This window comes from Jezberella sp. (assembly GCF_964834465.1).
Window position 1 is genome coordinate 79561 of record NZ_CBAZRM010000003.1, and the last position, 19148, is coordinate 98708.

General features: G+C 50.6%; 22 protein-coding genes and 1 tRNA gene. 16 read left to right on the top strand and 7 right to left on the bottom strand.

Features of this window, described 5'->3' with window-relative positions:
* Positions 1 to 2 precede the first annotated feature (2 nt).
* Genes thrS through ptsP form a run of 6 tightly spaced genes read left to right on the top strand, consistent with a single transcriptional unit; the run spans position 3 to position 5971 of the window.
* Entirely contained in the window at positions 3 to 1952 is a 1950-nt protein-coding gene (thrS, locus tag AC1W8Y_RS03035; protein WP_482012991.1) for a threonine--tRNA ligase, read from the top strand.
* Between the two features lie 18 nt (positions 1953 to 1970).
* Positions 1971 to 2516, top strand: coding sequence for a translation initiation factor IF-3 (gene infC, locus AC1W8Y_RS03040; RefSeq protein WP_482013121.1), 546 nt, complete (start codon positions 1971 to 1973; stop codon positions 2514 to 2516).
* 14 nt (positions 2517 to 2530) lie between these two features.
* Complete coding sequence (gene gshB / locus AC1W8Y_RS03045; protein ID WP_482012992.1) at positions 2531 to 3487, top strand: glutathione synthase; 957 nt, start codon at positions 2531 to 2533, stop codon at positions 3485 to 3487.
* An 11-nt stretch (positions 3488 to 3498) separates the two neighbouring features.
* A complete protein-coding gene (locus tag AC1W8Y_RS03050) occupies positions 3499 to 3894 on the top strand; it encodes a PTS sugar transporter subunit IIA (RefSeq protein ID WP_482012993.1) in 396 nt (131 codons plus the stop codon).
* Between the two features lie 57 nt (positions 3895 to 3951).
* Positions 3952 to 4221, top strand: a complete 270-nt coding sequence (locus AC1W8Y_RS03055) for an HPr family phosphocarrier protein (protein ID WP_482012994.1) — start codon at positions 3952 to 3954, stop codon at positions 4219 to 4221.
* A gap of 31 nt (positions 4222 to 4252) precedes the next feature.
* The gene (gene ptsP / locus AC1W8Y_RS03060; RefSeq protein WP_482013122.1) at positions 4253 to 5971 is read left to right on the top strand and encodes a phosphoenolpyruvate--protein phosphotransferase; all 1719 of its coding nucleotides are present in this window, start codon (positions 4253 to 4255) and stop codon (positions 5969 to 5971) included.
* On the opposite strand, the gene AC1W8Y_RS03065 is transcribed toward ptsP, so the two are convergent.
* Positions 5968 to 6306 (bottom strand): P-II family nitrogen regulator, encoded by a 339-nt coding sequence (locus tag AC1W8Y_RS03065; protein WP_482012995.1) that lies wholly within the window; start codon positions 6304 to 6306, stop codon positions 5968 to 5970. The genes ptsP and AC1W8Y_RS03065 overlap by 4 nt on opposite strands.
* 289 nt (positions 6307 to 6595) lie before the next feature.
* Here AC1W8Y_RS03065 and AC1W8Y_RS03070 point away from each other — a divergent pair, with 289 nt between their 5' ends.
* The 9 genes from AC1W8Y_RS03070 to AC1W8Y_RS03110 all read left to right on the top strand — a co-directional run bounded on the left by AC1W8Y_RS03070 (position 6596) and on the right by AC1W8Y_RS03110 (position 13877).
* Positions 6596 to 6853, top strand: coding sequence for an accessory factor UbiK family protein (locus AC1W8Y_RS03070; protein ID WP_482012996.1), 258 nt, complete (start codon positions 6596 to 6598; stop codon positions 6851 to 6853).
* A gap of 86 nt (positions 6854 to 6939) precedes the next feature.
* Complete coding sequence (locus tag AC1W8Y_RS03075) at positions 6940 to 8490, top strand: YifB family Mg chelatase-like AAA ATPase (protein ID WP_482012997.1); 1551 nt, start codon at positions 6940 to 6942, stop codon at positions 8488 to 8490.
* A 289-nt stretch (positions 8491 to 8779) separates the two neighbouring features.
* Positions 8780 to 8977, top strand: a complete 198-nt coding sequence (rpmI, locus tag AC1W8Y_RS03080; RefSeq protein WP_482012998.1) for a 50S ribosomal protein L35 — start codon at positions 8780 to 8782, stop codon at positions 8975 to 8977.
* A 14-nt stretch (positions 8978 to 8991) separates the two neighbouring features.
* Positions 8992 to 9351, top strand: coding sequence for a 50S ribosomal protein L20 (rplT, locus tag AC1W8Y_RS03085; RefSeq protein ID WP_482012999.1), 360 nt, complete (start codon positions 8992 to 8994; stop codon positions 9349 to 9351).
* Positions 9352 to 9442: 91 nt separating this feature from the next.
* Complete coding sequence (gene pheS / locus AC1W8Y_RS03090) at positions 9443 to 10465, top strand: phenylalanine--tRNA ligase subunit alpha (RefSeq protein WP_482013123.1); 1023 nt, start codon at positions 9443 to 9445, stop codon at positions 10463 to 10465.
* A gap of 27 nt (positions 10466 to 10492) precedes the next feature.
* A complete protein-coding gene (gene pheT, locus AC1W8Y_RS03095) occupies positions 10493 to 12904 on the top strand; it encodes a phenylalanine--tRNA ligase subunit beta (protein WP_482013000.1) in 2412 nt (803 codons plus the stop codon).
* Positions 12905 to 12921: 17 nt separating this feature from the next.
* Entirely contained in the window at positions 12922 to 13230 is a 309-nt protein-coding gene (locus tag AC1W8Y_RS03100; RefSeq protein ID WP_482013001.1) for an integration host factor subunit alpha, read from the top strand.
* 104 nt (positions 13231 to 13334) lie between these two features.
* Positions 13335 to 13751 (top strand): MerR family transcriptional regulator, encoded by a 417-nt coding sequence (locus AC1W8Y_RS03105; RefSeq protein WP_482013002.1) that lies wholly within the window; start codon positions 13335 to 13337, stop codon positions 13749 to 13751.
* A 49-nt stretch (positions 13752 to 13800) separates the two neighbouring features.
* Positions 13801 to 13877 (top strand) — tRNA-Pro (locus tag AC1W8Y_RS03110).
* A gap of 78 nt (positions 13878 to 13955) precedes the next feature.
* Here the strand turns inward: AC1W8Y_RS03110 and AC1W8Y_RS03115 are convergent.
* From AC1W8Y_RS03115 to AC1W8Y_RS03125, 3 genes are read right to left on the bottom strand one after another with little or no spacing between them, the layout of a single operon-like run.
* Positions 13956 to 14246, bottom strand: a complete 291-nt coding sequence (locus AC1W8Y_RS03115) for a DUF3303 domain-containing protein (protein ID WP_482013003.1) — start codon at positions 14244 to 14246, stop codon at positions 13956 to 13958.
* Positions 14247 to 14266: 20 nt separating this feature from the next.
* Positions 14267 to 15649 carry a sensor histidine kinase gene (locus tag AC1W8Y_RS03120; RefSeq protein WP_482013004.1) on the bottom strand — a complete coding sequence of 461 codons (1383 nt, stop codon included), beginning with the start codon at positions 15647 to 15649 and terminating at the stop codon, positions 14267 to 14269.
* Positions 15642 to 16325 carry a winged helix-turn-helix domain-containing protein gene (locus tag AC1W8Y_RS03125; protein ID WP_482013005.1) on the bottom strand — a complete coding sequence of 228 codons (684 nt, stop codon included), beginning with the start codon at positions 16323 to 16325 and terminating at the stop codon, positions 15642 to 15644. Before AC1W8Y_RS03125 ends, AC1W8Y_RS03120 begins: the two co-directional genes overlap by 8 nt.
* 189 nt (positions 16326 to 16514) lie before the next feature.
* On the opposite strand from AC1W8Y_RS03125, the gene AC1W8Y_RS03130 reads away from it, so the two are divergent.
* Positions 16515 to 17021: a hypothetical protein gene (locus AC1W8Y_RS03130; protein WP_482013006.1), complete on the top strand. Its 507-nt coding sequence runs from the start codon at positions 16515 to 16517 to the stop codon at positions 17019 to 17021.
* A gap of 142 nt (positions 17022 to 17163) precedes the next feature.
* Here the strand turns inward: AC1W8Y_RS03130 and AC1W8Y_RS03135 are convergent, their stop codons facing one another.
* From AC1W8Y_RS03135 to AC1W8Y_RS03145, 3 genes are read right to left on the bottom strand one after another with little or no spacing between them, the layout of a single operon-like run.
* Positions 17164 to 17565, bottom strand: coding sequence for a Zn-ribbon domain-containing OB-fold protein (locus AC1W8Y_RS03135; RefSeq protein ID WP_482013007.1), 402 nt, complete (start codon positions 17563 to 17565; stop codon positions 17164 to 17166).
* 2 nt (positions 17566 to 17567) lie between these two features.
* Positions 17568 to 18737 carry a thiolase domain-containing protein gene (locus tag AC1W8Y_RS03140; protein ID WP_482013008.1) on the bottom strand — a complete coding sequence of 390 codons (1170 nt, stop codon included), beginning with the start codon at positions 18735 to 18737 and terminating at the stop codon, positions 17568 to 17570.
* 30 nt (positions 18738 to 18767) lie between these two features.
* The gene (locus AC1W8Y_RS03145) at positions 18768 to 19133 is read right to left on the bottom strand and encodes a DUF423 domain-containing protein (protein WP_482013009.1); all 366 of its coding nucleotides are present in this window, start codon (positions 19131 to 19133) and stop codon (positions 18768 to 18770) included.
* Positions 19134 to 19148: the final 15 nt, after the last annotated feature.

The following is a 19148-nucleotide window of genomic DNA, read 5'->3' on the forward strand; positions in this document are numbered from 1 at the left end:
GAATGATCGCAATCACACTGCCAGACGGCTCTCAACGACAATACCCCGGCCCAGTTACCGTCGCTGAGGTTGCTCAATCTATCGGGGCAGGCCTTGCGCGTGTTGCCCTAGGTGGTCGGATCACTGCAGCCGGGGAAACAAAACTCGTTGATACTTCCTACCAGATTACTGATGACACCACGCTGGCTATCCTCACCCCTAAGGATGCCGATGGTCTGGATCTGATCCGCCATTCGACGGCGCATTTATTGGCTTACGCGGTCAAGTCTTTATACCCGGACGCCCAAGTGACGATTGGGCCAGTGATAGAAAACGGTTTCTATTATGATTTCTCCTATAAAAGGCCGTTCACCCTTGAGGATCTCGAAGCTATTGAGAAAAAGATGGCTGAACTGGTCAAAAAAGATGAGGTCGTCACTCGAGAAGAATGGTCACGTGACGATGCGGTTAAATTTTTCACCGATCTGGGCGAACACTACAAAGCTGAAATTATTGCGGCGATACCCGGTAACCAAACCATCAGTTTGTATCGCGAAGGCGATTTCGTTGATCTGTGCAGAGGCCCCCATGTGCCCAATACGGGTAAGTTAAAAGTTTTCAAACTGATGAAAGTGGCGGGTGCCTACTGGCGTGGTGACAGCAAGAATGAAATGCTTACCCGAGTGTATGGCACGGCTTGGGCGACGAAAGAAGAACAAGACGCCTATCTATTGATGCTTGAAGAGGCAGAACGGCGCGATCATCGAAAGATAGGCAAGGATCTCGATCTCTTCCACTTTCAAGAAGAAGGCCCTGGTTTAATTTTTTGGCATCCCAAGGGCTGGGCAATTTGGCAGCAAGTTGAGCAGTACATGCGTGCCGTGTATCGAGACAACGGCTATCAAGAGGTAAAGGCGCCTCAAATTCTTGATATCTCTCTCTGGAAAAAAACCGGACATTGGGATAATTATCGTGAAAACATGTTTACGACCGAGTCTGAGAACCGCGTTTACGGCTTAAAACCCATGAACTGCCCCGGACACGTGCAAATATTCAACGCCGGTCTGCGTTCTTATCGTGACTTGCCGTTGCGCTATGGCGAGTTCGGTCAATGTCACCGCAATGAGCCATCTGGCTCATTGCACGGCATGATGCGAGTGCGCGGATTCACTCAGGACGATGGCCATATTTTCTGCACTGAAGCACAGTTGCAAGACGAATGTACCGCTTACACGTTGCTGTTGCAAAAGGTCTACGCTGATTTTGGTTTTACCGATGTTTTGTACAAGGTTGCCACTCGACCAGAAAAGCGCATCGGTAGCGACGATATTTGGGATAAGGCAGAGTCAGCCTTGATCGAAAGCTTGCGAAGAACCGGGTGTGAGTTTGAAATTTCACCCGGGGAGGGTGCGTTTTACGGCCCTAAAATTGAATATACGTTAAAAGACGCGATTGGTCGTCACTGGCAATGTGGCACGATGCAAGTTGATTTCTCGATGCCGGTTCGCCTTGGGGCAGAGTTTGTTGATTCCTCCGATCAGCGGGTGGCGCCTGTGATGTTGCATCGGGCCATCTTAGGCTCGTTAGAGCGGTTCATCGGGATGTTGATTGAAAACTACGCTGGGGCGCTGCCCGCTTGGCTTGCTCCGGTTCAGGCAGTGGTGTGTTGTATTTCTGACCCCTCAGCTGAATATGCGGCACAAATCACACAAACCCTGATAAAACAAGGCTTTAGAGTAGAATCTGATTTACGTAGTGAAAAAATCACGCGTAAAATCCGTGAGCACAGCATGCAGAAAGTACCGTACATGCTTGTAGTTGGCGACAAAGAGCGTGCAGCGGGTACCGTTGCGGTTCGTGGTCGCGGCGGCGTTGAGCTTGGTGTCATGCCAATCGCTGCTTTTACCGAACTTATTTCAGAAGACGTGGCGTCCCGCCGCAATTCAGGCTCGTTTGCGCCTAAAGCAGATTAACCACTAGGAGTTGTCAACATCGCAACAGAAAAAACCCATCGCATCAACGGCGATATCCGTGTACCAGAAGTTCGTTTGATCGGTCTTGAGGGCGAACAGCTTGGCGTAGTCAAAACGTTTGATGCAGTTCGGATGGCTGAAGAGGCTGAGGTAGACCTTGTAGAAATAGCACCCAATGCAGACCCACCAGTCTGCCGCTTGATGGATTACGGCAAGTTCAAATATCAAGAACAGAAACGTGCGGCAGAAGCCAAATCCAAGCAGAAAATTATTCAGGTTAAAGAGGTCAAGTTTCGCCCGGCGACGGACGAGGGTGACTATCAAGTCAAACTACGCAATTTGAAGCGCTTTCTTGACGAAGGTGACAAAGCCAAGGTGACGTTGCGCTTTCGTGGTCGTGAAATGGCCCACCAAGAACTTGGTATGAAAGTGCTCGAAAGAGTTCGTGACGATTTGACAGATATGGCCGTCGTTGAAGCGATGCCAAAACTCGAAGGTCGGCAGATGGTGATGGTGTTAGCACCTCGTAAAAAGGCACCGACGAAAGCCGATGCTGTTGCTTAAAAAAAGGGACTGTCATGCAGGTGCTTTTTGTACTCGATCCGCTTGAGGGCTTAAAAGCTTACAAGGACAGTTCAGTCGCCATGATGTTTGCGCTGCATAAGCGCGGGCATCAAGTCAGTGTGGCAATGCAGGGTGATTTGTTTATTCTGACCGGGCGTGTTCATGCGGTGTCTCAGGGCATCCATTTGCACCCCACGGCGGATCTGCACGGCAAGACTTGGTACTCGATCACTGAGACCGCTTCAGAGCGTGACCTGTCTGAGTTCGATGCTGTCATTATGCGCAAAGACCCCCCGTTTGACATGGAGTACGTCTACACGACCCACATGCTCGAATATGCGCAGCTACAAGGCGCACGGGTGTTTAATCGTGGCGACGCAATTCGCAATCACCCAGAAAAGCTTGCCATTACGGAATTCCCTGAGTTCACGACGCCCACGCTGGTGACACGCGATATGGCGAGAATCAAGGCGTTTCGAGATGAGCATCAAGATGTTATCGTCAAGCCACTCGATGGCATGGGTGGGACTGGGATTTTCAGACTGTCGCCCAACGAACCCAACTTAAACGCGATTCTTGAGTCGCTCACCCATGACGGCACCAGAAGCATCATGGCACAGCGTTACATCCCTGAAATTAAGGACGGCGACAAACGGATTTTGTTAATCGGGGGTGAACCGGTGCCGTTCTGTCTGGCTCGCATTCCGTTGGCAGGGGAAACCAGAGGCAATCTGGCCGCGGGTGGGCGTGGTGTTGCTCAACCTTTGTCTGAAAAGGATTGGGCCATCGCCAGGGCAATTGCGCCTCGATTAGCTGCGCGCGGGTTGTTATTGGTCGGGCTTGACGTGATCGGCGAGTATGTGACTGAGATCAACGTGACGAGTCCCACTTGTTTTGTTGAGATCACCGAGCAAACCGGTTTTGACGTTGCTGCTAGATTTGTGGATGCGCTTGAATCCGCGCTCACTTGAGGTTGCCGTCAATGATTTCGATAATGATTGTTGCGCATGTGCCGCTTGCGTCTGCGTTGGTTGATTGCGCTCGGCATGTCATTGGTCATGATCCGGAAGTGATCTCGGTCGATGTTTTTCCAGATGAGTGCGCGGTCGACTCTGCCCCCTTTTTATCTAAGCGTATTATTGCTGCAGATCAAGGGCAGGGCGTCTTGGTTTTGACAGATTTGCCAGGCGCTACCCCGTCAAACATTTCCGTGTCTGCCAGCCACTTGGCACAAGAGGCGGGTGTTCCGTGCTGCGTCCTTGGTGGGGTCAACGCCTCGATGCTGATTCGCGCGATCAACTATCGGCAAAGTAATCTAGAAGATGTCGCCGCAGGTGCACTCTCTGGCGCTATGCATACCTTGATGCGTGTAGACTAACGATAATTGAGTTTGCGTTAGCATTCGCATCATCTGAACCCACACTTTATATTCATTATGGCTCAAGTAGATATCGTCATTTCCAATAAGCTCGGCTTGCATGCTCGCGCCGCAGCGAAACTAACCCAACTTGCATCACAATTTGTGGGTGAGGTATTCATCACGAAAGGGGCTCAGCGCGTCAATGCCAAAAGCATCATGGGCGTGATGATGCTCGCCGCGGGGCTTGGTACCACGGTCATCATTGAGGCCATTGGTGATGATGCTGATCGCGCATTGATCGACATCAAAGCACTTTTTGATGACAAATTCGGCGAAGGACAATAGATTGCAAATACCCCATCCGCCACAGGCCATGATGTGCCTTTACGGCAAGGGTGTCGCTCGAGGCTACGCCATTGGTCGAGCGGTAGTACTCGGGGCGACAGCACTGGAGGTCGCTCACTATCGAATCAGTGCGGATGATGTCGAGAAAGAAAAAAATCGTCTGACCGTGGCGCTAAAGTCTGCGCAAGACGAAATGCGTGAATTGGCGGACACCTTGTCGGACGATGCGCCGAAAGAGCTTGCTGCGTTGCTGAACGTGCACAGTATGCTGTTGGATGATCCCTTGCTAGCCCATCAAGCGTTGGCGCTTATCGAAGAACGGCATTACAACGCCGAGTGGGCTTTAACCGCGCAAGGCCAAGTACTTGGTGAACAATTTGCTGCCATGGAAGATGAATATCTTCGAGAGCGCGGGTCAGACGTCAGGCAAGTCATTGAGCGCGTCATTGACGCCATGTCAGGCTCGCCTTCTGCGTTCACGTTGACAAATGTTCAGCATACAGACGAGTCGCTGATCGTCGTCGCTCACGATATCTCTCCGGCCGACATGGTGCGATTGCGTGGCGCGAGCTTCGCGGGTTTTGCGACAGACCTTGGTGGCCCCACATCCCATACGGCCATTGTTGCTAGAAGTATGGCGGTACCTGCGGTCGTGGGTTTAGGTCATGTCCGTTCGCTCGTTGCTGATGGCGACGTGGTGGTTTTGGATGGCGCGTCGGGCACAGTGATCGTCAATCCGCCAGATTTTGCACTGCAAGAATATCGACAGATGCAGGCAGAGTTTCGTCGTTATCGAGAAGAACTCGCCCTCCTTAAAAACGTGCCTGCGGTGACCTTGGATGGCCACCGTATCGGTATGCTGGCCAATATCGAGTTGCCCGAAGAGGCCGCCCTCGCTGTGGCAAATGGCGCCGATGGGATCGGTTTGTTTCGCAGTGAGTTCCTCTTCATTGGTAAGACTGACCTGCCCAATGAAGAAGAGCAATATCAAGCTTATGCGACGGTTGTTAAAACCATGGAAGGTCGACCTGTCACGATTCGTACGCTTGATATTGGTGCCGATAAGACATTAGATGGCGAGTTAGCGGTCACCATGAACCCAGCTCTCGGTCAACGGGCTATCAGGTACTGCTTGGCTCGGCCAGAGTTATTCGCCACTCAATTGCGGGCGATTTTACGTGCGTCTGCCCACGGCAAGGTCAAAATCCTGATTCCGATGATCGCGCACCTGCATGAGATACAAGCCACCAAAGCGGCAGTCCGCGCTGCGATGCAAGAACTCGATGAGCGCGGTGAGCCATACGACCTAAACGTTGAACTCGGTGCCATGGTAGAAGTTCCGGCCATTGCCATCGCGATCGAGCCATTTGTACAAGTTTTAGACTTTCTTTCGATCGGCACGAACGACCTCATCCAATACACATTGGCCATTGACAGAACCGATTCAGAAGTAGCCTCTCTTTACGATCCGCTTCACCCAGCTGTCCTGAGACTCATTGCCAATACGATTAATGCGGGAGAAAGAGCAGGCAAGCCCGTGTCGGTTTGTGGCGAAATGGCAGGTGACTCAAAGCTTACCCGACTGCTTCTTGGATTAGGCTTGACTGAATTCTCGATGCATCCCCAGCAGTTGTTGGACGTTAAACGGGAAATACGTCGGGCTCATTCAAATGCCCTAAGGACTGAGGTCGCAACGATTCTTAATCGAGGTCAACCCATTGACCCCGATTTTTTGAACTCACAGGATTAAAGGGCCGCTTCGCCTGTTTCACCGGTTCTGATTCGTACCACTTGTTCAAGTGCTGCGACAAAAATCTTACCGTCGCCAATCTTCCCGGTTCTAGCTGCTTGTTCGATGGTCTCTATCGCTTGATCGACCAAGTTGTCGGCCACGGCTGCTTCAACCCTTAATTTTGGTAAAAAATCGACGGCATATTCGGCACCACGGTAGAGTTCGGTGTGACCTTTTTGCCGACCAAAGCCTTTAACCTCTGTAACAGTCAGACCTTGAACTCCTAAGGTCGATAACGCGACCCTGACTTCATCGAGCTTGAACGGTTTAATGATTGCAATAATCAGCTTCATGGATCTATCCCTAAGTCTATTGTTGTAACGGTTGAGATAAAGCAAATTTCATGCCAATAAATGGCTAGATGCGGGTTCATGCCTACCCTTAAACCTTGAAGGTTTTTGCGTGATTTTGACAAAATCATGACAGCGCATACAAAATCGCTCCATAACAGTGCATTTTCGAGTCGCACGCCCCAAATTGGTATTTTTTTACCAAGTATGGTTAGACGTCGATTCGTTACAACGAATGGTCTAGTTGTAAACTATGACCAGATCGTCGTTTCACTTTTTGCAAGGATTCGCCATGAAACCGAACGTTTGGATTGAACAGGTGCAACAGAACTTGTCTGAACTGGTTGCCAAGAGCCCAGCGGCAGATATTGAGCGTAACGTCCGTGCCATGATGGGTAGCGCTTTCAATAAGATGGATCTAGTCACACGAGAAGATTTTGATGCTCAATCAAGCCTTCTGCGCCTGACAACAGAGCGAGTAACTGTGCTCGAGACCCAAGTGCGTGCGCTTGAGGCTCGCATCGCAGCGCTTGAAGCAGGTGCTATTTAGGCATTTTTTTGCGCAGACGTTTCTATCCTGACGATCTTTATCTTTGTTTTAGACAACCATACACTTCGGCCTTTTTAGGCTGACGTATGACACTAGCCGTATTAAATAGCCGAGCGCTGGTCGGCATGGTTGCACTGCCTGTCAATGTAGAGGTGCACCTTGGTACTGGTTTACCAAGCTTCACCGTCGTCGGGCTCGCAGATGCAGAAGTTAAAGAAAGTCGGGAACGAGTACGAGCAGCTATTCAAAGTAGCGGCTTTGAGTTCCCGAACGGGCGGATCACCGTTAATTTGGCGCCCGCGGATTTGCCAAAGGAGTCGGGTCGTTTCGACCTACCCATCGCCTTGGGCGTATTGCTGATCTCTGGCCAAATTGATCTGCCTGAACTATCCGTCACCTCGTCGAAAGACAATTTCGTCTCTCGACTGAGCCAATTCGTCTTTGCCGGTGAGCTGTCGCTGACAGGCGCGTTGATGCCGATTCGCGGGGCAATCACGATCGCCATGGAAGTGTCGCGTCATCCCCAGATTCGTGGCTTGATCGTGCCCAGACTGAGCGCCGAGCACGCCAGTCGAGCGTTGTTGGACAAGGTATTTGCTGCAGACACACTCAAACAAGTGGTTGATTTTCTGTGTGACCGTTGCGAATTGTCGTCTATTGCTTTGAAAGCGTTGCCAAATAAGCAACATCATGGTCGCCCCTGTATGGGGGAAGTGCAAGGGCAAGCGACTGCTCGGCGAGCGCTCGAAGTCGCTGCAACCGGGTTTCACAGCATGTTGTTGATTGGTCCACCAGGGGTTGGTAAAAGCATGCTGGCGAATTGTTTGCCTGGCATTTTGCCGCCGCTACTGACGACTGAGCAAGTCGAAGTGGCGGCCATTGCCTCATATGCTGAGTCAACCGACCTTAACCTAGCGGATCGACCATTTAGAGCGCCTCATCATAGCGCCTCACCCGCTGCGATCGTTGGCGGCGGGCGTATCCCGCAACCAGGTGAAATTACGCTGGCGCATCACGGCGTTCTTTTTTTAGACGAAATCCCTGAATTTGATCGCCGCACCCTTGAAGCCCTTCGAGAGCCCCTGGAAAATCAGCAAATTTCAATTGCCCGTGCAAACCACAAAATCACCTTTCCAGCAAACTTTCAGCTGATTGCAACCATGAATCCGTGTCCCTGTGGTTATCGCGGTGATTCCGGCGGGCGTTGCCGGTGCTCAGCTCAAGACATTCGACGCTACCAAGCCAAATTATCTGGGCCGTTGCTGGATCGCATTGATATTGTTGTGTGGTTACCGTCTGCCTGTCGTGAGCAGAATAGACAGACACCCGCTGAGAAATCAGCGGTCATTCGGCCAAGAGTGCAGTGCGCGCACGCCCGAGCCACACAGCGTCAGGGCGTTGCTAATGCTCGTTTAACAGGCACGTCACTCAACCGATACTGTATTTTGGACACCGCTGCGCAAGCGCTAATCCAGATGCTAACCCTACGCTATCGCTTATCCAATCGCTCTGTTGCCCGTCTACAGCGGGTGGCTCGAACCTGCGCAGACTTGGATGCGGCAACAGAAATTTCAACCGTGCATCTCGCCGAGGCGTTTAAATATCGAATAGAGAATCTGAGTCACTTTACACAGTAACTTGAAGGCGAAACTTGCGTAAAACCCAAAAACCATATTATAATCAAAGGCTTTCCCGCTTAAGTATATGAGCTTAAGTACATGAGCTTAAGTACATGAGCTTAAGTACATGAAGTCAATAATTGACGTCAATGTTGACATCAGTGATGATTTTTGTCTCTTGTGAATCGGCTCTTTCGAGTGACCACAAGGCGGTGGGGTTAGAAGTCGCATGCGCTTCAGGTTACCAAGATTTGCCTTAGGCAAAGCACCTGTGGGACACGCGTTTATTAAGCAAGGATCATTCATCATGCCTAAGATGAAAACCAAGAAAAGTGCTGCAAAGCGCTTTCAGGTCCGCGGTAGCGGATCAATCAAGCGGGGTCATGCGTTCAAACGCCATATCCTGACCAAAAAGACCACGAAGACCAAGCGTCAATTGCGCGGTTCTGCAGCGGTTCATGAAACCAATCTGGCTTCAGTAAAAGCCATGATGCCTTTCGCCTGACAGGAGACTAGAACATGCCTCGCGTAAAACGTGGTGTAACGGCCAGAGCCCGTCACAAAAAAGTCATTTCAGCAGCCAAAGGCTACCGTGGTCGTCGCGGTAATGTCTTTCGTATCGCTAAACAGGCGGTCATGCGTGCAGGTCAGTACGCTTACCGTGATCGTCGTAACAAAAAGCGTACTTTCCGCGCACTTTGGATTACCCGTATCAACGCCGCAGTGCGTGAACACGGCGTGACGTACAGTGTGTTCGTTGCTGGTCTCAAGAAAGCCGCCATCGAACTGGATCGTAAAGTCTTGGCCGATATGGCTGTGCGTGACAAGGCTGGTTTTGCAGCAGTTGTCAATCAAGTCAAACTGGCACTGGCTGCTTAAGCAACCAGGACTGTCAAGATAAACGGGGCCCCCTGGGCTCCGTTTGCATTTGAGCCAGCGCTACATGTCGTTTAAGGAAGCTGTGGATACGATGACTGATATCGCCAACGATCTAATTTCGCGCGCACGCGCAAGTTTTGCACAAGCCAGTGATGCCGCGTCTCTTGAAAACGCAAAAGCAATCTTTCTAGGTAAACAAGGTTCGCTGACAGAGCTTCTCAAGGGATTAGCAAAGCTCGATCCTGAACAAAAGCGCATCGAAGGTGCGCGCATTAACGTCATTAAACAAGAGGTCGAAGCGCTGTTAAATGACCGTCGGCGCGAGCTAGCCGATGCGCAATTAGCGGCTCGATTAGCCCTAGAAACCATTGATGTCACCCTGCCTGGTCGAGGAAGAGGTGTGGGTGGTGTTCACCCCGTATCTCGTACGTGGGAGCGCGTTGAAAGCATCTTCAAATCAATCGGTTTTGACGTCGCCGATGGGCCTGAAATCGAAAATGACTGGACCAACTTCACCGCTTTAAATAATCCCGAAAATCATCCTGCCAGATCGATGCAGGATACTTTTTACGTGGATATGAATGGCACCGATGGGCTTCCCTTGTTATTGCGCACTCACACGAGTCCGATGCAAGTCCGTTATGCAAAAATGCATCAACCACCCATCAAGGTGATTGCTCCGGGTCGCACCTATCGAGTGGACAGTGACGCGACTCATTCGCCCATGTTTCACCAAGTTGAAGGCTTATGGATTGATGAAAACATCTCCTTTGCAGACTTGAAAGGTGTATACACCGACTTTCTGCGGTGTTTTTTCGAAACGGAAGACCTCCAATTGCGATTTAGACCGTCTTTCTTTCCCTTTACAGAACCTTCAGCTGAAATTGACATGATGTTCACCACGGGGCCGAACAAGGGGCGTTGGCTCGAAATCTCAGGCTCCGGTCAGGTTCATCCTGATGTCATTCGAAATTTTGGTCTAGACCCCGAACGCTATATTGGCTTTGCGTTTGGCTCTGGGCTTGAACGTCTAACGATGCTGCGCTACGGCGTCAATGATTTGCGGCAATTCTTCGAGGGCGATCTGCGTTTTTTGCGACAGTTCAACAATTAATCAGACTTAGGTTTCAAACGGTTAACTATGCAATTTCCTGAATCGTGGCTACGCACGCTGGTTGACCCGGCGATTTCGACCGAAGAGCTGTCACACAAATTGACAATGGCGGGTCTTGAAGTCGAAGAGCTCAATCCAGTGGCGCCGATGTCTTCCGGCATCATCGTTGCTCGCATCGAAAGTACGACTCCCCATCCCAATGCAGATAAATTGAAAGTCTGCGAGGTAAATGATGGAAGCGGTCGAATGCTGCAGATTGTGTGCGGCGCACCCAACGCTGCTGCTGGGCTCAAAGTACCTCTGGCGACTGTCGGTGCTGTGATGCCTGACGGCATGACAATCGGCATCGCCACCATGAGAGGGGTTGAATCCTCGGGCATGTTGTGCTCAGCGCGCGAACTGGGTTTATCCCAAGATCACGCAGGTCTCTTAATATTGCCTGATGACACACCCTTGGGTGAGGATGTTCGGCAGGCTTTGCAACTGAACGATGTGCTGTTTACGTTAAAACTCACCCCGAATCGCGCTGATTGTTTGTCCATCCTCGGTGTCGCACGTGAGGTAGCTGCGTTAACTGGGGCTCAGCTAACTCCTCCCTCAGCTAAGCCTGTTGACGTTACCATCAGCGAGACGGTATCCACCAAGATTGAGGCGACCGATCTTTGCGGCCGCTTTGTTGGTCGAGTGATTCGTGGTGTCAATGCCCATGCAAAAACGCCCGCTTGGATGGTTGCGAGACTTGAGCGCTCTGGTCAGCGCTCTGTCAGCGCGCTCGTTGATATCTCAAACTATGTGATGCTTGAGTGTGGCCGTCCTACCCATGTCTTCGATCTGGATAAGATGCATGGCGATTCGCTTTGCGTTCGGTGGGCAAGAAACGGTGAGTCTCTGACGTTGTTGAACGGTAAAACCATCGACCTAGATCCAAGCATGGGGGTGATCGTGTCCGGGGACCAAGTCGAAAGCTTGGCTGGCATCATGGGTGGGGATGCGACTGCGGTTAGCCTGGACACGAAAAATATCTACTTGGAAGCGGCTTTTTGGTGGCCAGATGCCATCGCTGGCCGTGCTAGAAAGCTCAAACTGAGCTCAGAAGCCAGTCATCGATTCGAACGCGGTGTTGATTTCACGAGCAACCGCGAAGACCTCGAGCTGATATCGCGATTGGTGTTGGATATTTGTGGTGGTGCTGCTGGCCCGTTGGATGATCAGATTGTCAACATTCCCAGCCGCGAGCCTGTCACCATGCGCTTGTCTCGGTGTCGACGCGTCCTCGGGATTGAATTGAGTGCGGATACCGTTTCAGCCGTTTTCACTCGTTTGGGCTTGAGTTTTACTCAACAAGGTGACGATTTCGTCATCTCGCCACCTTCACATCGGTTCGACATTCGGATTGAAGAAGACCTAATTGAAGAAGTTGCGCGGATCGTGGGTTTTGAGAATATTCCGGCCGTTCCTCCCATGGCACGAGCGAAAATGCAGGCTATCCGCGAAACCACGCGGCTACCACACACCGTGCGTCATCAGGTAGCAGCACTTGATTATCAGGAAGTGATCAATTTCTCATTTGTTGACCAATCTTGGGAGACCGAGATGGTCGGTCAACCAGATCCCATTAAATTGCTCAATCCAATTGCCAGCCAATTGGCTGTGATGCGCTCAAGTTTGATTCCGGGGCTCATCGCCAATATCAAGTACAACGTAAATCGCAAGCAGAGCCGTGTTCGTGTTTTTGAATTGGGCAGGGTGTTCGCACGCAACGAGCACTCGGTTGATGGCCCTCTGGCGGTCGCCCTAGTTGAGCAACCAGTGCACTTGGCGGGTGCAGCATGGGGTGGGGCGCTTGACACCCAGTGGGGTTCAGCAGACCGTCTGGTTGATTTTTTTGACGTCAAACGCGATATTGAATCACTATTTGGCTACCGAGCAGATCGTTTAACGTTTGTGGTCGATGCTCATGCGGCACTTCATCCTGGCCGTAGCGCTCGTATCGATTTCGACGGAAAATTTGTCGGTTGGATCGGTGAGTTGCACCCTAAATGGGTTCAACAGCAAGAGTTATCTAGCGCCCCTGTGGTGTTTGAGTTGAGCTTGGACAGCCTCTCAACATTAGACATGCCACGCCCGCAAGAGCTCTCACGACAACCGGTTGTGCAAAGAGACTTGGCAGTTTGGGTTAACACGAACATCGCAGTCGGTGCCTTGCTAACGACGATTCATACCTTGATTGCAGCGCATGCAGACTTATCCATCGTCAAACAAGTTAACCTGTTCGATGTCTGGAAAGATAAAGCCGAAACGGATGCTTCAGAAAAGAGCCTGGCCTTTCGATTTTTCTTGCAAGATGTCAACGCAACGCTCGATGATGCACAGGTCGATGCTTGCATGCTGAAAATCCGCGACGAGCTGATCTTGCAGCACGGCGCTCGCCAACGTTAAATGGGAACAGACTCAACATGACTGAAACACGTACCCTGACAAAAGCAGAAATGGCCGATTTGCTTTTTGAGCGCGTTGGGCTCAATAAACGAGAAGCCAAGGATATTGTTGATACTTTTTTTGAAGAGATCCGGGACGCACTCGCCAGTGGTGATGCTGTCAAGTTGTCTGGATTTGGTAACTTTCAAGTGCGGAAAAAACCCGCACGACCAGGTAGAAACCCGAAAACTGGCGAAACAATCCCAATTGCTGCGCGCCGTGTCGTGACGTTTCATGCGAGCCAAAAGCTTAAAGCGGAAGTAGAAGCTATTGATACTAAGGCTTGATAATATTGAAGTTCATCTAGATCAATCGGCCATTGCCTATATTGGCGAGTATGTGTAACCTATGTGTAATTTTATAAAAACATGACAGTTCGACCGCTACATTCATGATCACGTCAGACAAGTCTGTTCTTTTACCCGCCATCCCCGCTAAACGATACTTCACCATCGGTGAAGTCAGTGATTTGTGCGGTGTAAAGCCGCACGTGCTCCGCTACTGGGAGCAAGAGTTTACGCAATTAAAGCCCGTCAAACGTCGTGGTAACCGTCGCTATTATCAACATCACGAAGTGCTTTTGATCCGTAAGATCCGAGAACTGCTTTATGAGCAAGGGTTCACGATCAGTGGTGCGAGAAATAAGTTAGGAGAAGGAAAGACGGCTACTTTGGTCGATCCTGATGCTGCCGTGCGACTCAGCGGGCAAGAGTTACAAGCGTTACGACAAGAGTTGAATGATATTTCTGAAGTGCTGGCCGCCGCGCTTGAAACGGTCGCTGGCAAGGGTCAGCTTGATCTAAATTAAGCTGATCGAGACTTCAGCGGTCTAAGCTCTGCTATACTCTTGCTCTTCTCGGGGCGTAGCGCAGCCTGGTAGCGCACTTGCATGGGGTGCAAGGGGTCGAAGGTTCGAATCCTTCCGTTCCGACCAAATAAATCAATGGGTTAGCCTTCAACACCGGCTAGCCCATTTTTTTTACCGTTACTATGGTTCGTCACGAGTCGTCAGTTAAAGAGGCTCTTGCTGCTTCAGAAAATGCTTTGCTGCTGTTTGATCGAGTAGGGGGTAAACCTCAAAATGCGCGGGGATAATATCCGCCCATTCGTTCATCAACCGATGCAAGGTTTCGTTGCTGTCCACTTCAAAAACAACAGCAACGCCACGACCAACCCGTGCATAGGCAGACTTTGCGAGACCCTTGCCAAGCAATGCATTCATCCAGTCCCAGTACTTGTTGCGGGCGTTGACTTGCGTGCTCGGTTGCTCAGGGCGAGGGGTACTAATGACGAGAAACAACATGAAGACTCCTGGTGATCGGTTTATGTCACGGTGTCCAACAATCGCTGAGCGTTGACGGTTGGTAAACCAATAGAAACACACAAGCCTGGATTGGCTTCGCTTAACCGCAACTGACCGCGATGCAATGTCGTGATTGCAGCAACAATCGATAAGCCAAGACCGCTACCTTTTGTTGTGCGATCCACTCGTTGAAATGGCAATAGCACTCTCGCGTGTGCATCAAGGGGAATGCCTGGCCCATTGTCTTGAATGTTGATTTCGACAACATGTTCGAAAGACTTAACGCTCACTCGAATGGTGACACCGTGGCCACCATATTTCAGGGCATTATCAAGTAAGTTAGCGAGCATCGTGGAAATTAAATCTTTGTCGCCATGGATATGTTGATCACCTTCCATTGAAAGAAGAATTTCAGCCCCTTGGGCTTCGGCAGCAGCATCGTATAGTTCGGTCAAATCTACCAAAAGTTCTTCTACATTGACAGAACCAAACGGCTGCCGTCTTGTCCCTGACTCGGTTTCAGCAAGTTGCAACAACTTTTCTAAGACAATAATTAAATTGTCGATTTCTTCAATCGCAAATTGAGCAGAATCAGACAAAGTTTGCTCACCTCTTGCCGAATTCAGCGCCTGTTCAAGACGACCTCGAATCAACCCCAGTGGCGTACGCAGATTATGGGCAATGGTATTCGACACGTGCTTGACACCTTCCATCAACGTCTGAATGGTGTCGAGCATTCGGTTGATGTCGGCCCCTAAACGTCCGAACTCGTCAGGATTCGCTGATACATAGATGCGTCTATCTAAGTTGCCAGACTCTATATCAGCCGTTGCAAGCCGTATCGCACCAATGCGGCGTTCAATCTGCCGACGAAACAATAGCGTCCCCACGACAGCTAACAGGAGGGCGAGTGCCCCGCCAATCAATACGGCACGCCCAATCAAATTGCTAATCGCAGCGAGATCTTTCATATCACGACCAACGATTAATAATGCACCGTCAGTAAATCGATGAATCAGTATTCGACTGTTTGAAGTGCGTCCATTTCGAACAATTTGGATATCCAGCAGTCGGTCAACGGGCAGGGCGGTATCAGACCAACCATCTAAATTGCCAGCGATTTTTTTTCGGTCTGGCCCGAGCAGCAGCAAAATTTCGGTGTCTGAATCGACACCATCGGTGAGTGATTGTCCTATGCGATTTGCAAGAGAAATGAGCCCTCTCTCGTCTGCATCGTGTTGAAGCCTATCTTTAATGTCAAGTAAGCGGACATCTGCATTTCGTGACATCACGGTGACTGTGCCCCAATAAAAGGTAGCACAGAGCAACACCACCGAGCCCACAACGAGCCCGCCGCAAATCAGCGCAAGTCGAAACGCGACAGAGTAGCGGATACTACCCATCGATACTGAACCGGTAACCCGCGCCTCTAACAGTGTGCAGCAGAGGCGGATCGAAGCCGCGATCTAACTTATTGCGCAACCGACTAATCTGGACATCAATCACATTGGTGCCTGGGTCGAAATTAATGTCCCATACCGCGCTCAACAGCATACTGCGTGTAACAATTTTGTCTTGATTGTTAAAGAGGTACATTAACAAGCGAAACTCACGCGGCTGCAGTGCAATGCTTTGCCCATTTCTTTGCGCCTCACGTGTTCGCAAATCGAGCGTGAGGTCAGCCAATTTCAGTATTTGGGCGTTTTCGGATGCGCTAGCGCGGCGAATCAGCGCGTCGACCCTTGCCAAAAGCTCTGGCATAGCAAAGGGTTTGGTTAAATAATCATCACAACCATCACGCAAACCACGGACTTTTTCGCCCAAACTAGCCATAGCGCTTAGCGCAAGCACGGGTGTCGTCAAGCCTTTCTCGCGGATTCGTGTGACGATAGAGAGGCCTTCGAAGTGACCCGGCAGCATTCGATCCACAATAATCAAATCCCAATTGCCGCTTAGCGCCGCGTTTAACCCGTCTTGACCATCTGCAATGTGCGTAGGCGCATACCCGACCTCAGACAGACCCGCTTTGAGGTAGTCGGCCATTTCGAGTTCGTCTTCAATGATGAGTATGTTGTGCATGCGTTCAATTTTATTGCGTTTACGGCCATGCAGATGTCAGCCCAGCCAAACTGACATAGGCCGCGGGATCCTTCTGGTGAGAATTGGCTTGACAATGAATGCCCGTTGATCATAAGCCTTTCTTAAACTTGGATGGTAAAGATCCCTCTAAGCGTCGCTCAACCTAATTAGATGACATATACCCATCAAATGAATCGCCATCAAGTTTCGAACAGATCAAACTATTTCTTTCATTTCCATTGTTTAAACGATGTTTCGATTGAGAAATTTAAAGCATTTTTGGCTGTGCTGTTAATTTCAGTCGCTGGTACGGCATTGGCAGAAGACCCGACCATTGTTAACCCCTACGGTACGTTTTTGGAGGGTGACGGTGTAGAAGTCGAAATGGCACAATTCAAGGTCAAAAACAAAGAGGGTTTGTATGATGTGTTGCTAAAAATAAGTGGTGCAAACGCTTTCAATGCTGGCATCGATGGTAAAACATTCAAATACCACGCCGTCCATGGCGGTACTGGTATCGACTACCAGCGAAATGGGAAAAACATCATGAGCGTACGTCAACCCTATGGCAATTCTTGGTCCACGATCGAGGCTTATCTTGATGGCAAGACGATTTCGCTCACTGAGGACAAACGTCGCTCTAAAGAAGTATTACCGCTACATTTGCTGACGGCATCAAAGACTTCTGGGAAGTGAATGCTGTTGCATGAACCTTGATATAAGATTGCCTATTCATAAGCCTTTCATAAAAAACGGGTTCAGTTTTTAGCTGAACCCGTTTTATTTAACCAGCGGCCAATCGGGATAACCTCAGACCACTGATTTGCTCAGGCAAACACTAAACTGGCTTGAACATGGGCACTGGTGCCCCTTGCTCGGTGGTTGGTTTAAACACCACCGACACTTTTTGACCAATTTTCACTGTCGCGAGATCGCAATCGGCGATTTGCGTCATCATCGTGACGCCTTCATCCAATGTCACGTATGCAATACAGTAGGGATTCGGCGTGGCTTTGGGCATCAAACTAAAGCTATAGATTGTGCCAGTGCCTGAGGCCTCCTTCCATTCGGTATCACCGAAACAGAAAGGGCAGAGCGTGCGAGGATAAAAATGTGGTTTGCTGCACACTTTGCAGTATTTGATCATCAACTTACCCGCGCGCGCTGCGTCAAAGTAAGGTTCGGTGCCTGGCTCAATGACAGGGGCAGGTAAGGGGTTGGCTTGAAACATTGTTGACATGGTTATTCTCGCTCAAGAATCAAGGTTGCACTGCCGTGACGCGAGCCAAGGAGGCCGCCGGTGCCGTGGGCTAGTGCGATATCGCAATTTTTAACTTGGACGGCAGGATGGGCTTCACCTCTGAGTTGCCTTACCGCTTCAATGACTTTGGTGATGCCGCCGCGATTCGCCGGATGGTTGTTACACAACCCGCCGCCGTCGGTATTGAAAGGCAGCTTGCCGACACCCGAGATGAGATTGCCATCAGCCACGAATTTGCCGCCTTCGCCTTTTTTGCAAAAACCCAAATCTTCGAGTTGCATCAACACGGTAATCGTAAAACTGTCATAAATAGAGGCGTATTTGATGTCTTGATGCGAGACGCCAGCTTCTGCAAAGGCGTCGGCCCCCGACTTTCTTGCACCCGAATAGGTCAAATCGACCATGCCACCCAACTGGCCTTTGACAGCCTCACCAGCACCGCGCAGTTTCACGAGAGGGCGATTTAATTGTTTGGCAATTTCAGGACGCGCGACGATCAACGCACCGCCACCGTCACTCACGACACAGCAGTCTAAGCGGTGGAGCGGGGTTGCGACGTAAGGCGAGTTCAGCACATCTTCAACCGTGACAACGTCGCGAAGCATCGCATGCGGGTTATGTTGAGCGTGGTGAGACGCGGCCACCTTGATCCAGGCTAATTGCTCGGCTGTGGTGCCGAACTCATACATATGGCGAGCCGCGACCATGGCGTAGCTATTCACTGTCACGGGGCCAAACGGCGCCTCAAAAGGCACATCAGGAATGTCAGCACCCCAGGCTCGTGGTTGTAAACCAGAGGCTCCTGCAGAACGAGGACGACCCGCCAGCGTGATCAGGGCAATGTCGCACTTACCTGCAGCAATGGCTTGCGCTGCGTGGGAGACATGAATCAGGTAAGAACACCCACCAGTCTCGGTCGAGTCGACATGGCGAAGGTTGGTCAAACCCATGTAATCAGCCATCGACAACATGCCTAAACCGGGTGCATCACCGGCGCAGAAATAGGCATCAATGTCTGACAGTTTCAGGCCTGCATCCTCAAGTGCGCCACGCGCTGACTCGGCATGGATCTGAGCAACGGATTTATCAGGGGCCTTACGGGTGGGGTGCTCATAGGCACCCACGATGTATGCTTTGTCTCGAATAGTCATTTGTATAAGCTAGTTAAGGGTAAGTGGAAACTACTTAGGGTATTTTGTGGCGCCGCATAGACCCAGCGCAAGCCAGGCGACCATGAGCAAAACGCCGCCCGTCGGTGCAAACTTGCTCAAATCATTGAGATGCAACAAATACTTGACCTCAATGCTACCGCAAAACAACACCATACCCACAGTAAAACAAAGGCGACTGATGAGCGCAATCCGGCCCTGTAAAAACGTGGCAACAATCAGCGCAATGGCATGAATGAGTTGATAGTTAGCCGCTTTATCGACCGCCATCGCAGCGAGCGGATCCGTGATCGCGTGCGCTGCATAGGCCCCAAGCATCACCGCTGTCGTTGCAAACAAGGCGCCAATCACCCGCCAAACATTCAATAATCCAAACATACGTGTCCCTCTCAG

Excerpts from the sequence above, each read along its gene's own strand:
- thrS (WP_482012991.1), top strand. The coding sequence starts at position 3 with ATGATCGCAATCACACTGCCAGACGGCTCTCAACGACAATACCCCGGC.
- gshB (WP_482012992.1), top strand. The coding sequence starts at position 2,531 with ATGCAGGTGCTTTTTGTACTCGATCCGCTTGAGGGCTTAAAAGCTTAC.
- AC1W8Y_RS03050 (WP_482012993.1), top strand. The coding sequence starts at position 3,499 with ATGATTTCGATAATGATTGTTGCGCATGTGCCGCTTGCGTCTGCGTTG.
- AC1W8Y_RS03055 (WP_482012994.1), top strand. The coding sequence starts at position 3,952 with ATGGCTCAAGTAGATATCGTCATTTCCAATAAGCTCGGCTTGCATGCT.
- ptsP (WP_482013122.1), top strand. The coding sequence starts at position 4,253 with ATGTGCCTTTACGGCAAGGGTGTCGCTCGAGGCTACGCCATTGGTCGA.
- AC1W8Y_RS03065 (WP_482012995.1), bottom strand. The coding sequence starts at position 6,306 with ATGAAGCTGATTATTGCAATCATTAAACCGTTCAAGCTCGATGAAGTC.
- AC1W8Y_RS03070 (WP_482012996.1), top strand. The coding sequence starts at position 6,596 with ATGAAACCGAACGTTTGGATTGAACAGGTGCAACAGAACTTGTCTGAA.
- AC1W8Y_RS03075 (WP_482012997.1), top strand. The coding sequence starts at position 6,940 with ATGACACTAGCCGTATTAAATAGCCGAGCGCTGGTCGGCATGGTTGCA.
- rpmI (WP_482012998.1), top strand. The coding sequence starts at position 8,780 with ATGCCTAAGATGAAAACCAAGAAAAGTGCTGCAAAGCGCTTTCAGGTC.
- rplT (WP_482012999.1), top strand. The coding sequence starts at position 8,992 with ATGCCTCGCGTAAAACGTGGTGTAACGGCCAGAGCCCGTCACAAAAAA.
- pheS (WP_482013123.1), top strand. The coding sequence starts at position 9,443 with ATGACTGATATCGCCAACGATCTAATTTCGCGCGCACGCGCAAGTTTT.
- pheT (WP_482013000.1), top strand. The coding sequence starts at position 10,493 with ATGCAATTTCCTGAATCGTGGCTACGCACGCTGGTTGACCCGGCGATT.
- AC1W8Y_RS03100 (WP_482013001.1), top strand. The coding sequence starts at position 12,922 with ATGACTGAAACACGTACCCTGACAAAAGCAGAAATGGCCGATTTGCTT.
- AC1W8Y_RS03105 (WP_482013002.1), top strand. The coding sequence starts at position 13,335 with ATGATCACGTCAGACAAGTCTGTTCTTTTACCCGCCATCCCCGCTAAA.
- AC1W8Y_RS03115 (WP_482013003.1), bottom strand. The coding sequence starts at position 14,246 with ATGTTGTTTCTCGTCATTAGTACCCCTCGCCCTGAGCAACCGAGCACG.
- AC1W8Y_RS03120 (WP_482013004.1), bottom strand. The coding sequence starts at position 15,649 with ATGGGTAGTATCCGCTACTCTGTCGCGTTTCGACTTGCGCTGATTTGC.
- AC1W8Y_RS03125 (WP_482013005.1), bottom strand. The coding sequence starts at position 16,325 with ATGCACAACATACTCATCATTGAAGACGAACTCGAAATGGCCGACTAC.
- AC1W8Y_RS03130 (WP_482013006.1), top strand. The coding sequence starts at position 16,515 with ATGAATCGCCATCAAGTTTCGAACAGATCAAACTATTTCTTTCATTTC.
- AC1W8Y_RS03135 (WP_482013007.1), bottom strand. The coding sequence starts at position 17,565 with ATGTCAACAATGTTTCAAGCCAACCCCTTACCTGCCCCTGTCATTGAG.
- AC1W8Y_RS03140 (WP_482013008.1), bottom strand. The coding sequence starts at position 18,737 with ATGACTATTCGAGACAAAGCATACATCGTGGGTGCCTATGAGCACCCC.
- AC1W8Y_RS03145 (WP_482013009.1), bottom strand. The coding sequence starts at position 19,133 with ATGTTTGGATTATTGAATGTTTGGCGGGTGATTGGCGCCTTGTTTGCA.